Origin of the sequence: Paenibacillus rhizosphaerae (genome assembly GCF_014192015.1) — a bacterium.
GTDB classification, from domain to species: Bacteria; Bacillota; Bacilli; order Paenibacillales; family Paenibacillaceae; genus Paenibacillus_AQ; species Paenibacillus_AQ rhizosphaerae.
The window spans coordinates 1,894,366-1,907,351 of record NZ_JACHXJ010000001.1 but is presented as its reverse complement, the minus strand read 5'-3'; the positions used below and the strand labels follow the sequence as shown (position 1 = coordinate 1,907,351).

The 12,986-nt window shown below is 44.6% G+C and carries 10 protein-coding genes; 2 read left to right on the top strand and 8 right to left on the bottom strand.

Annotated elements, in window-relative coordinates; all coding sequences use genetic code 11:
• Positions 1-136: 136 nt before the first annotated feature.
• Both FHS19_RS08230 and FHS19_RS08225 read right to left on the bottom strand, forming a co-directional pair.
• On the bottom strand, positions 137-688 hold the full coding sequence (locus FHS19_RS08230) for an NUDIX hydrolase (protein ID WP_183581201.1): 552 nt from the start codon (positions 686-688) through the stop codon (positions 137-139).
• Positions 689-918: 230 nt separating this feature from the next.
• Entirely contained in the window at positions 919-1,719 is an 801-nt protein-coding gene (locus FHS19_RS08225; protein WP_183581199.1) for a helix-turn-helix domain-containing protein, read from the bottom strand.
• A gap of 166 nt (positions 1,720-1,885) precedes the next feature.
• On the opposite strand from FHS19_RS08225, the gene FHS19_RS08220 reads away from it, so the two are divergent.
• Positions 1,886-2,650 (top strand): sugar phosphate isomerase/epimerase family protein, encoded by a 765-nt coding sequence (locus tag FHS19_RS08220; RefSeq protein WP_183581196.1) that lies wholly within the window; start codon positions 1,886-1,888, stop codon positions 2,648-2,650.
• Between the two features lie 440 nt (positions 2,651-3,090).
• On the opposite strand, the gene FHS19_RS08215 is transcribed toward FHS19_RS08220, so the two are convergent.
• The 3 genes from FHS19_RS08215 to FHS19_RS08205 form a co-directional block, all read right to left on the bottom strand.
• The gene (locus FHS19_RS08215; protein WP_183581193.1) at positions 3,091-4,065 is read right to left on the bottom strand and encodes a family 43 glycosylhydrolase; all 975 of its coding nucleotides are present in this window, start codon (positions 4,063-4,065) and stop codon (positions 3,091-3,093) included.
• On the bottom strand, positions 4,053-5,591 hold the full coding sequence (locus tag FHS19_RS08210; protein WP_183581189.1) for a glycoside hydrolase family 43 protein: 1,539 nt from the start codon (positions 5,589-5,591) through the stop codon (positions 4,053-4,055). The genes FHS19_RS08215 and FHS19_RS08210 overlap by 13 nt, the downstream gene beginning before the upstream one ends.
• 216 nt (positions 5,592-5,807) lie before the next feature.
• On the bottom strand, positions 5,808-6,635 hold the full coding sequence (locus FHS19_RS08205; protein WP_183581186.1) for a phytanoyl-CoA dioxygenase family protein: 828 nt from the start codon (positions 6,633-6,635) through the stop codon (positions 5,808-5,810).
• Between the two features lie 221 nt (positions 6,636-6,856).
• Between FHS19_RS08205 and FHS19_RS08200 the strand changes: the two genes are divergently transcribed.
• On the top strand, positions 6,857-7,762 hold the full coding sequence (locus FHS19_RS08200; protein ID WP_183581183.1) for an AraC family transcriptional regulator: 906 nt from the start codon (positions 6,857-6,859) through the stop codon (positions 7,760-7,762).
• A gap of 422 nt (positions 7,763-8,184) precedes the next feature.
• Here the strand turns inward: FHS19_RS08200 and FHS19_RS08195 are convergent, their stop codons facing one another.
• The 3 genes from FHS19_RS08195 to FHS19_RS08185 form a co-directional block, all read right to left on the bottom strand.
• Entirely contained in the window at positions 8,185-9,201 is a 1,017-nt protein-coding gene (locus FHS19_RS08195; RefSeq protein WP_183581180.1) for a glycoside hydrolase 5 family protein, read from the bottom strand.
• 327 nt (positions 9,202-9,528) lie between these two features.
• Positions 9,529-11,196: a response regulator transcription factor gene (locus FHS19_RS08190; protein ID WP_183581177.1), complete on the bottom strand. Its 1,668-nt coding sequence runs from the start codon at positions 11,194-11,196 to the stop codon at positions 9,529-9,531.
• A gap of 1 nt (position 11,197) precedes the next feature.
• Positions 11,198-12,979 carry a sensor histidine kinase gene (locus FHS19_RS08185; RefSeq protein ID WP_183581174.1) on the bottom strand — a complete coding sequence of 594 codons (1,782 nt, stop codon included), beginning with the start codon at positions 12,977-12,979 and terminating at the stop codon, positions 11,198-11,200.
• Between the last annotated feature and the right edge of the window lie 7 nt (positions 12,980-12,986).

Genomic DNA, 12,986 nt, shown 5'->3' with positions numbered 1-12,986 from the left:
CTCCCCACGGTCCGCTTACAATTGACTGAGCCACAAGTGGCTCTCTCGCCTCTGTGAGGGAGCCCAGACAAGCATAGAGGACGCTTAGAAGCGCCCTCTATGTGAAATATTAGCCCATAACCTTAACACAAATGTCTCAAAGAATTTTAGATATTATTTTACTATATATTTCTTTCATTTGGGGTTCGTTAGAATATTTCTCTATATCTTCGAACGGTACCCACTGAACACCACTGTTCTCATCCTTTTTTATAAATAGTGGCTCATTCTCGTCGCACTCCAATAAATAAGCAACGGACAAATGTAAATGTGGGGCGACGTATTTCCCTCTTTTCTCATGTCCAAGTACAGGTAAGATATCCATGGATAAAATATCATTACTAACAGATCTAAAGTTTCGTACTCCTGTTTCTTCTTTAGCTTCCTTTAATGCAACCTGTAATAAATCTTCTTCTCCATCTGCATGACCTCCTGTCCAAGACCAGGAATTAAATATATTATGATGTACCATTAAAGCTTTATTTCTCTCTCTATTTACTATAAAAGCAGAACTCGTTATATGAGCGATTTCGTTTTCTCTAGTAAGAACATCTTCAAATATCTCCAAACAATTTAAAATTATTGCTTTATCCTTTTTTTCTTGTTCATTGCAAGCAGTATAATTCTTTATAGACTCAACCCATTTCATGTTTTTTCCTCACTTTATTTATATCAATTACTAATTTTGAACCATAGACGCAACGAATCTGTCAACTTTAATCTTAAAAGTGCATCGGTTTTGCGACAGTTCAGAACCGCCAATATTTCGGAATGCAAGAAGTAAAAATATATAGAAAGAAAAACCAGCAAAAATGTTGATATATAAAAGTTTGATAGATTAATAGGTATCACACCATTATAAAAATAAATTATTATGCCTTAAGTTTCAAGCGCAAAATGTCCGGGCGTCGTTCCTGTCTCCGTTTTAAATTGGCGTATAAAGTGGCACTCGCTTTCATAGCCTGCCATCTCAGCAACCTGCTTGACAGACAGAGACTGATTCGTCAGTAAATACCGTGCTTTTTCCACGCGAGCCTTAATCAGGTCTCTGCCGGGTGAAACCCGAAATGCTGCCTTATATACGGCTGAGAAACGTGACGTGCTGAGACTGGCTCTTTGGGCCATTTCGCTAACGGACCACTTGGCCTCTGGTGTTTGGTAAAGTACTGTACGGATATACTGCAGCTGCTCCAACGTCTGGCGGTTGACCATCCTCGTTGGCAGCTTCCCTTTATGTGCGCCCGAAGTTGGTAAGTTAGCCAAAAACTGCAGCAGCCATCCGCTTCTCCATACCTCACCCTCTAAATCGCTGAGAAGTGTATTCTGGCATAGCGCTTCAAAAGCCTTTCCCATTACGTCGCTCCCTTTGCGCGATGCATTCAGCTGATTGAGCGGTATGGAGAGACGCTCCAGAAGTCTTTTTATTGCAGCATTATCCTTTCCAAAGAAATAAAACCAATCCGTAATGACCGGTGAATCCGGCGAATGAAATCTATGTGGAAACTCCGGCGTGAATAATATCCAGGAGCCTGGATCCGTCACACTCTTCACGTTTGCCAGTTGAATATATACAGGGGTGCGAAAGCGAATAAATAAAAATTCTCCGCTCCGCCTCGGCCGATCGATTGTAAATCCCAGATCATTCTTTATTTTAAATCCATATCTCCCTAGAACTAGCAATATCGCTCAACCTCCAAGATTTTAGTCGAATACGTCAATTAATCAGTTGGATATGCTATCGAGCTTTCCTTATATCTTCTCTACAATGAAATCTGATGAACGTCGGTCGACGTATCTACTAAAATTAGAAAGTTCACATGTAGTTAATCACTTAGGAGGAATAAAAATGACCAAACCCATTGTCGGCATTCAATTGTATACGTTGAGAGACCAAACCGAGAAGGATTTTCTGGGCACGATTCGAAAAGTTGCAGAGATGGGCTATCAGGCCGTTGAATTCGCTGGATTTTTCGAAACACCTGCAAAGGAGATAAGGGCTTTACTCGAAGAGCTGAACTTGAAAGCACCGTCTGCTCATATTGGCTTAAATTTTAGGGAACACGACAAGTTGTCGGCCGATCTGAACAAACAAATTGAATACGCTAAGGAAATAGGTCTGGAATACATTGTGGTGCCTTGGTCGCCGCTGCCGGATACTCCAACAGAAGCCGACGTGAAACAATTAGCCAATATTTTGGAGCAAACAGGCAAGCAAGTTACGGATGCCGGTCTGAAATTCGGCTATCACAACCATGATTTTGAGTTCAAGTTGGTAGGTGGCAAACCAGTCATCGATCACTTGCTGGAAATCGTCCCCGCGGAGTACTTGTTCGCCGAGTTTGATCTCGGCTGGGTACATTTTGCAGGCTTTACTCCAGCTGAATATGTAAAAAAATATGCTGGCCGCGTGCCCCTTGCACACTTTAAAGATTTCGCAGATGGTCACAAGGATACCGAAGTTGGGAAAGGTTCAGTCGATTTGAAAAGCGTCCTCAATATTGCAGAGGCATCAGGAATTCAGTACTTCATCGTCGAGCAAGAAGAGTTTGCATCATCCTCTTTGGAAAGTGCGAGGCTCTGCCTTGAATTTTTCCGCGAAAACGGGTTTTAATCACTTCCCCGCTGCAACGACGATTCCAAGGCCCGCTATGAATTAGCGGGCTATCTGCGTTGTCACTTGTTTTCATCCATAGGATGTGCATCATGGATACCTTCGATAAATATGCTCATCATATCTCCATTGGGTTGAAAAGAGAATGGTGGTTTATGTAGATTCCTGTACCACTATTCGGCTATTTAGGCAAGGTAAGCGCTTCAACATATGCTGAAGTATGTCCCACTACGTCGACTTCACTACCGAGGCCATACATTGCTCGAAACTTTCATGGTACATTTCTACGGTCCATTGGCAAAATTTCCACAAATCTGTGACCGGTTGATTGGTGAACGGCAAGGTATGGAGATAGCCTGGAGGTCCGTATTCCGGCGTAAACGTTAATTCGGCCGCACCGTTTTTCTTACTGGCTTTGGCGATCCGACTAACCAGCAGGCTTAGTCCAGTACTGGACCGGGCTGTTCGTGCAAATTCGGCCTGAATCCTTTAATAAACGGCCATCCGTCCTCCCAAATCATTGGATCCATGAAGAGAGGGCGTCTCGGAGCACCATTCGGCAGGTAAGGCTGAACGGCCTCAATGGCATGGTACACCATCCAATCTTGTCCTGTTGTATCGGTAAAAACCGAATGGTGTCCTGGTCCAACAATATCATTTGACCCTACAGGTTCTGATAATTCGCCTTTGATAACGAGTGTTCCACCATTCTGTGTTAGCTCCTTTCCTTCTTTATCATGATAAGGCCCAAACAGGCTGGAAGAACGTCCTACACACACATGATAGGTACTTAGTGCCCCGTCGCAGCAGGTTCCCCGTGAGCCGAAAAAGTAGTAGTAACCGTCCCGTTTAATGATATGTGCGGCTTCATAAGCGTCGCCAGCCAGCAGAAACTTCTCCCCAATTTTGCTTAGACCGTCCTGGCTTAGCGGAATGCCGTAAATTCCATTAAAACTTCCCCAAATCAAATACGAGGAACCGTCATCATCGATAAAATGCATGGGGTCAATCGAATTGTATACGCCAATATCCATACTGCGAATGATAGGACCTTTGTCAACGAACGGACCCTCCGGCTTATCGGAGACAGCCACACCAATTGCCGGAATTTCATGGTCGCCCCAAACTGCAATCGAATAGAAGAGGAGATATTTTCCGTGTTTTCGTGAAATATCCGGTGCCCAGATTCCAGCTCCCTTCGGAATCCATGCTGGTCTAGTCTCGAAGGCGTCGCCAACGTCCTCCCAATCACTCCCGTTTACCGTTTTCAAAATCGGAATCAGACGTTGCCCGCGACCATCACCTCGATCATCCGCGGTTGCATAAGCATACAGTCCATCGCCAGACTCGTAGATGACGGTTGGATCTGCAAACACCGGCGTGAACACCGGATTAGATATATTTACTGACGACATAAAAGACACTCCTTCGTATTAGAATGATACTGCAGCACGGCCCTGAAGTACGTTCTCGGGTCTCCCCAAACCCATCCCGCCGGTGCAAAAACTCTAGCTTTTTTGTTATGAGAAACGGTATGACGAACTACAGCGATGGACACTGGTAACTCTGTACCCGTTGAAAGTTCAGGCAGAGGCGCTGCTTGGCGGCCAATTGATAATACAACCTGAAAACCACCTTCGGTATGCAACCAATGACCGCACATATGCTTGGTGGCCTCGCTTGAGAAGAATGTTCCCATTCCAAGTTGATCAAGATGCGTACCGGGTACGGCATAACAACTGCCGTCCTGAAGCAGCGCGAAGCTGAACTGAAAATGGCCAATGCTGATCCAAATGTGGTCCTGTTCCCATATACGCTCTTTAGAATTATATAAATGCAGCGGTTCCCCTTCCAATCGCAGGTTGACCTGAAGACTATTCTCACTCCAGCCAAGAGAAGCAACAACCTTTAATTCATCAGTATCTCCCTGATCTAGCATAAACTGATCAGTTTCATCATTTTTTTGGGCAGCGCAGAAGTAATTTACAGGTTTTATGGGACCTTCCGCCTTATCCACATAAACGCCAGGAGTTCGCTCTTCAAAGTTCCATTCATCGAACCATTCGATCGCAAGGCCGTTCTCCTCGAATATCATGGGAAGCCATACATGACGAGTGTCCGATAAATTTGGAAAGCGCCACCGGTCTCCCATTAAAATCACAATATTTTTATCTTCAACAGGAAGCGCAAATGTCGGTTGTGAATAAAATGTATTTGCAGCTCCGGTTCCTCTAGCAATCGACCCCTGAATTTTCCACTCCCCTAACATCGAATCAGCAACCGCATAATAGGAAGCATTAGGACTGAAACCCGTACATCCTGAGGCTATCAAATAGTAGGTGTCACGGTGCTTAAAGACCGCCGGCGCTTCTCGGTACAGCCCCTCACACGCCTGCGTCCATTTGCCTTCCATTGACAGGTAATCATCGGACAGTAAATTGATATGCAGAGTCTGGTTATTCTCAGAGGCGTGTATTAGATACGCCGACCCGTCATCGTCCTGATAGAGCGTCATATCTCGGCTCTCCTCATCATTAGGTCGACAACTGCTAATATACTGGTACGGACCTTCCGGCCGATCACTAACCGCGACCCCGGCATGAGCGAGACTATAATCTTTATTCTCAATATGCATCCACATCACATATTGTCCGGTCCTTGGATTCCGGATCACCTTCGGCCGTTCAACGATCCTATTCGGGTGAAGATCATGCCCATCTTCTTCTACCGGCTTTAGCGCGTCATCCAAACGCTCCCAGTTTAGCAAGTCGGTAGAGCGGTAACAACTGATACCCGGGAAGGTAATAAATCCGTCCCTTTTTTCGCCAAACCAATAGTACGCGCCATTGTCTTTCAGGATACCGCCACCGTGCGAACGAATCGGATTGCCTTCCAGGTCGGGCCAAATTTGGCCCGGTTTAAAAAATGTATTCGTTTCCATTTTGCTGCCCCCCCACCCATCTTATAATGCCATACCCTCTTTAACAGTGTTCAAATTATAGGACTATGGGATGCCCCTCACGAGTTCAATCGTCACGGCATCCCTTACTATCAATGATATAGATACTGAAGTGTCGCGATTACATTTCTTGACCCACGGAACACCCCTCCGTGTTAGAGCTTGATTTTCTTTGATCCAATCTATATGAAAGACACATCAATTCTTACTGTAAATCAACGGATTGAGTGGGCTGTCAATCAAATCACCCGGTTTCAAACCAGGCATCCAGTTCTTGAGATCAGAGCGCCTTGCATTGCTGTCCGGCTCCAGAACTTTTACACCATCGGCCACATAAATAACCGTCATGACTTCCCGCACATTTGCTGTTGGATTTCCAGGTGCACTGTGCAGCGTCCATCCTGCATGGAAAGTCGCGTCACCTGCTTTCATACCACCATAATTCACTTGCGGCAAGTTTTCCTTTTCAATATAATCTGTCAATGTCTTATGAGATAAATCAGAGATTTCCAGCTTGCTGATATACCCTCGCTCGTGGGAACCTGATACGAAAGTCATCGATCCCACTTCAGCCGGGATATCAACAAGCGGCATCCAAAGTGTAATTGTCTTGTTTGTGTCGACAGGCCAGTAGATTTGATCTTGGTGCCAAGGTGTATGTCCACCGCCTGGCTCTTTAAAAAGAGCTTGATCATGGTACATACGAACTCCGCTCACTCCCATCAGCTCTGCTGCCACTTGTGCAAACCGTTTCGCAAGAACGAATGGGCGAACCGCCTCACTGTGTTCCCATAGGTTCTGGATCTGTAAAAAGGCTTTTCCGTACGTGTCCCTCTCTTCAAGCGGTCTCGTTTCGCGATTCAATCTTCCTACTTCTTCTTGGATCAGAGGTCTATAATGGCTGATTAGCGAAGGACTAGCCAGATCCTTGAGCAAAATGTGCCCATCTTTCTCATATTGTTCTAACTGGTTTTGGCTTAATGGATAAGCAGTATTCAATTCTGTTTGCAGTATGGTATCATTCATGTTCATGGCTCCTTGTCATTAAATTTACGTTGATCTTACCATCCATTGATGCCCTTGTATTTAGAAGATGACGAACGGTTTGTGGACTTTTCCGATCACATCATATCTTGAACTTTGATATAAAATATCATTGTCATCAACACGAATAAATGGTAGCATCAAAATCAAATTTAACCTTCCATCAAAAGTTGGATTATTCTGAACGAAGGAGACACTCCACCATGAATCAAGGTTTTGCCGGTTTCTACAGGCAGACATCCTACCAAGATCTAGCTCCGACAGTGCACTGGGCACAGCGTCATGAACGCGATTTCGGAACCCATTGGTCGCGTCGGATCTATGACTTTCAATTGTTGTTTGTCGTGCGAGGAAAGATTCGTGTAACGTTACAAGATAAAACAGTTATTGTAGAGAACGGACGGATTCTTCTTATTCCTTCTTTCCTATGGCATACTGTTGAAGTGATTTCAAAGCCAAATGTCCTGCTTTTCGGGATCCATTTTGATTTTTTCGGAGATCTCTCTGTTTGGAGCGACTCTGATATTATTGTCGAGGAGCCTTGCGACTCGGAGAGGACATTCTGCACCATGCCTGTGATTCAGAATCAACCGCTTCTTGACTTACCACCGGAGGGGATTGATACACCACCTAGCATCATCCATCTGATGGAAGAGGTTATCGCCGAATGGAATGACCGAAAAGCTGGATATATGATGGCGTGTCGTGGCATGTTACTGCAGATGTTTACAATTCTTGCACGATCATCGGAGGAACAGTCACGAACAGGAATTTTCCAAAAATATGAGGCGAGCATAAGAAGGCTCGTCCATGAGATGGAAAAGAATTGCGCTCACCCATGGACACTGAAAGAAATGGCTTCCTATCTGAATGTTCATACGGATTATCTAAGCCGGTTATTCAAAGCTCGGATGGGTATAGGTCCAAATCGATATTTACAGACACTACGCCATAAGCAGGCCAAACAGCTGCTCCGCGAAACAACACTCAGCATTGAGGAGGTTGCCTCCGTCATTGGCTATAACGATATGCACTACTTTAGCCGCATTTTTCGAAAGTGGGAGGGGCTCTCCCCGCTGCAATTCCGCAAATTATCGCAACGACTGTAAATGACCAATCCGGAGAAATAGAATTTCTATTTTGTGGATACCGTAAACCAGTTGCCTCACTTTTTAATAGTTACGGTCCGCTGTTCTTTTGATATTCAGGTCAGATAATAATAATGGCGGCACAGTATAAAGATCTGATACCGCCATCGTTCATTATATTTAATATCCAAATGATCTTCATATTTCTCTATGTGAAACTCAGGTGTATTTAGACTTCAATACCTGTTCGCTCTTTTTTTTCTCAATAAGTGCCCTATGCATTCTAAAAAACTGTGCCCGTTCTTGAATGGATAAAGTATGGGCTGGCAACAGGCCATATTCAGGTAATTGCCTCAAACACCAGCATAACCTGTGCAGCTTCGATTCATGAATCCGCTCTTGCAGCGTGCTTACACCCTCCATGTCCATGCGTAGATTCCAGTTCAGAACTTCATTTCAGAATCTGCAGTGGAAAATTTCTGAAGAAATTCTGCCTCTCTTTCATCGTAGGGTGTTCCGTCCGATCGCAGCAGATCGTGCTGCCAGATGGCTGGTATTGCAGCGCCCTCTTCTGATCCCCAATGCATGTAGGTTTGCGTCTTACCGGCAACGAGTCCCCAGAAATAGGAACCGATCCGGTGCTCCCTGAATAATGGCAACATGTTCTCAAACCGATTGTTATCCTGACGCTTAAGCCATTCCGTACATAAAACCGGACGGCCGTAGGATAAACAAGAATGCAACGTAGTGCTCCCTTCCTCACTCCCGGGATCACCATAGTAATGGAAGGTAATAATATCTGACAATTCGTACAGTCGCTTCGACATCGATCCTTGGAAGTCAATCCAGGCACCAACCGTCAGCGGTTGCGACACTTCCAACTCACGTGCCCATTCAAAGCTAGCTTCCACCAGCGGAAGGCTTCGCTCTCCCCTTTCAGAGTTGCCAGGCTCATTATACAGATCCCATATTAAGATTCGATGATCGTCAGAAAAAGTAAGAAGCAAATCGTCCACATATTCGCGAAGTTCCGGCCACCTTGTTTGGGTATCTGCCAGTTCAACCCCCGGACTCGGTGTCCACCCGCTGTTGTGTACCCCTGGGATCGGGGCAGATTGTTTTCCTAAATACGGCTGTTTGCCTGAAAAAGCACAATCGTCGAATAAAACCGGCATGATACGGATATTATGCTGAGCGGCTATTTCCAAAAACCGATCAAATCTTACCTTAAATCCATCAGGGTCTTGCCTCCATACCGCATATGGCAGAAATACCCTAGCCCCGTTTAAACCGTACTGCTTTGCCCAAGAGAGTTCTTGATCCATGATCTTTTCTTCGAACGTCTCCGCTTGCCACATTTCCGTGGAATTGACTGCATTTCTTGGCACATAATTAAATCCCCGAATTTCACCAATACGATTCAGCCATTTCCAAGCTTTGTCCTCACTCCACTTGCCCATTGGCATAGATTGCTCCTTTCTTCAAGAACGATTTTTCTATTTTTTATGAATTCTCTCTATATTGTTCTTGATATAGCAACTAAGGTCCATGGATAAAAGAGTAAAAATTGTGGATATATCACTCACTTTTAACATCATATAATTCAACAATCATTCCCCATTTGGCTTAATTGCTCGGAGAATATCCGGCGCAAACGATCTATCGTACCTAAGTTTAGTACTTGATTCCAAGCGATCAACACACGGGCCGCTCCTTGGGGGTCGTTCTCCTCAATGGACCCACGATTCCAACCAAGAGAATAATACTATTCATTTCGATCTGGGGACCTATTCCAGCTCTCGATACTCCTGTGGAGTCATTCCGTAATGTTGCTTGAATACTTTGATGAAGTAGGGAATGTTTTGGTATCCCAGTTTTGCACCAATTTCATAGATTTTGTCCTCACTGTTCTTCAGAAAATAAACAGCCCACTCCATTCTCAAACGATATAGATAGTCACTAAGATTCTCACCTGTTTCCAGTTTATATATTTTACATAGATGAGTGTAATGCACATGCACGTGATCGGCCACAGCTTTAAGGGATATATTACTGGATAGATTGTCCTCGATGAATTGCTGAGCTTTTTTTACAATATGTGCACGCGAGTAGCGCACCTCTTTTTCCATGTCGTTTTCGATAACCTTTAAGATTTCCAGTGCCCACTCGCGAAGCTGCGAAGCGGATCGAATGGAATAAGGCGAGCAAAAAATATCGTTGCCTTTCTCTAAAACTTCCGATGGCTGACGGTTATTGCGATGGATGATATAAGAAAAGGACCCTGCTATCGAAAGGTAAGCTTCCGATATATGATCGAGTGAGCCTGGCCACTGCTCGGCAAGTTCCTTGCACACATCTTCCAATTTCCTCCTCGCTTCGTTCCACCGCCCGGTATCAAGTAGTTGCTGCAAGGTTGGCGGTTCATATAGGCTTTGCAGCTGCCTTGACTTGGAATCCATATTCTCTAACGGCTCCGGGTAAAGGGAGGCGTCTTCCCGAATAATATAATCTTTATCCCCTCCCGCTCTTTTACGAAGCGTAGTTAACGATTTCAAATAAGTGGAGCGAAGATCATCGGGAAATTTTCCCCAGCCACTGATCAGAATCGTTACCTTGCCTTTCAGAAAATTACGAATGCTACCCTGCAAACGAATCGTGAGCCGTTCGATTAGCTGCCTGCGCCACTCCTCATCCTTGCCTAACCGTTCGTATTCCTCCTCCTTCTCTCTATTTAACCGAATAAGCACCGCTATGTGTTCAAAGCTGTCTTTACAGTGCCATATTCGGCAGACATCGTTAAAAATCTCATCAGCTATATTTGTGACTGCATATTCCAAAAGCGCAAGACTGTGTGAATCCACAGACAAAAATTCGTCTTCCATCCGAATAAGCAGCAAACAGCATGCATCGCCCATATCAAATGAGAGCTCAAACATCGTCAATCTATCTTTAAGAACTTCGCTTCGAATCTTCCGTCCCAGCAGCAAATCACCGAGCAACCGGGCTTGCAAAGAGGGCATGTTTTCCTTAATCAGATAGCTTGAACGTGCATGCTTAGTGATTTGCTCCCATTCCAAATTCAGCGCCTCTATTGCATTACGCACGGTCTTAATGAGCACCTCGTCTTTAACGGGCTTCAATAAATAATCAAATGTGGATAGGGTAATAGCCCTTCTGGCATATTCGAATTCAGAGTGGCCAGAAAGTAAGATGCACTTTACTTGCTTCCAAGTGGACCGTATATTGTCAATGAGCTCAAGACCAGACATTCCAGGCATCCGGATATCGGCAATGACAATATCGATCGAATATAGAGACATGATCTCCAGTGCTTCAGCCCCGGAATATGCCTTGTGTACCGTATCAATGCCTAACTCAAACCATGAGATCGTGTCGGCAATACTTTCAACGACATAGTTCTCATCATCTACGACAAGCATTTGTAAGTTCAACATTCTAATCCTGGTCTCCTTGTAGTTTTTCTGCTTCATTTTTGCACTTCCATCTCATCGTTACTTGGAGTCCCCCTGCATTAGAAGCCACTACCTCAATCCCTGCCGTCCCGCCGAAATTATAATGCAGTCTTCGATGTACATTGAGAAGTCCAGTACCTATCTCATCCCCTGCATGCTGCTTCAGAACGTTCTGCAAGCGCGCAAGCGCCTCAGGCTCCATACCCGGCCCATCATCCTCAACCGTAATTTGGTAATCTTCTCCCGAATATTCGCCTACGATCCAGAGATAATGAGCTTCCTGCTTCTCCTCAAAACCATGAATAATTGCATTTTCAACAATTGGCTGAAGCAGTAGACGCGGGATCGGAATGTCCATCATCCTTGGCGGAATGTCGATTTCATAATCAATCCGCTGCATCCGTAAATTCTGAATACTAAGGTAATGGTCGACTAACTCTACCTCTTCAGCAACAGTCGCCATTGGATTGTCCACGCGTGTGGAATATTTGTAATAATCCCCTAAATTATTTGCCATAGCAATAACCGCCTCTTTCTCCCCAAGCTTCGTCATTCCAACAATAAAGTATAGACAGTTATATAGAAAATGAGGATTGATCTGAGATTGAAGCTGTTTCAGAATCGCATCTCGGGAACGAATTTTTTCCTGCAGCACATTTTCAACCAGCTCCTGTATTTTCATGGCCATATCGTTGAATTGATCAAACAGATAATCAAATTCGTTTCCGGCCCGTTTGGAAATTCGTGTTGAATAATCACCGCCGGCTAACCGCCTGACTTTGCGAATCAGTGTTAGGATGGGCCTCTGTACATGACGATAGATGAGAAATGAAGCGAGAATTCCAGTAAACAGCAGAAGTACCATGCTCAAGTAAAACAGATTACGACTCGTCGTAATCGGGGCGAGAATTTGTTCAAGCGGTAAATAATCAATCATGTACCAGCCCAGACTTTCAGATTTGACCACATTCACTAGGAAACCTTCCCCATATAAATCAACGACAAAGCTGCCATGATCCTTGAGTCGGTCTGGTTCCAGTTGTCCTGTCAATTCCTTAATTAAGGGAACGTTCGCGGTATGATTCATAATCGATTGATGCCCCGGAGAATACAGAAATGGATCTCCTTTGCCGCCTCTCTTATATAGGTCCAATTCGTTGCTGATGTTATGGGCGGGAAACATCACTTCGATGATCAGCTTGGAACGGTCAGGTTGAAACAACGCAGAGAATGGCTCAACATTATCCCTGACGAAGTAATCCGCATCTGGATCCGATGCTTTGCTGTTGAGTACGGCCGGACTTACCCGGTATCTCCAGGTTGCATTCAGCGTATGGTCCGCAAATAACTTGTCTACCTTAATGGTCGGCATGCTGGATGTAATCAATTGATGCGAAATGGCCGAATATACAACCAATTGATTCTGCCATTTGCTCATCGCACTTTGAAGTGTCAGTTTCTCGGCGATTTTCTGCTGTAACTCAAGATTGTCATATATGTCGCCGCTGTTTAAGTGTATATCTGCAAAATCAGTTATGCTGGGATCACGGCTTAATGTAAACGTAAACAGAAACAGCTGATTGATGGTTTCATCCATCTGTCGGACCGTCTGACTAAGCTGGCTAAGGCTTGCTTTCTCCAGTTCCGTCTTGACAACGCTTACGCTCGTTAAGTTCGAGTAGCTGTAGAGACAAACAACAGGTATGAGAAGCAGAAAGACAGTGATGACCACTTTTCCAAATGTATTGATCCTTGCAGTCTGCATTTTTGTT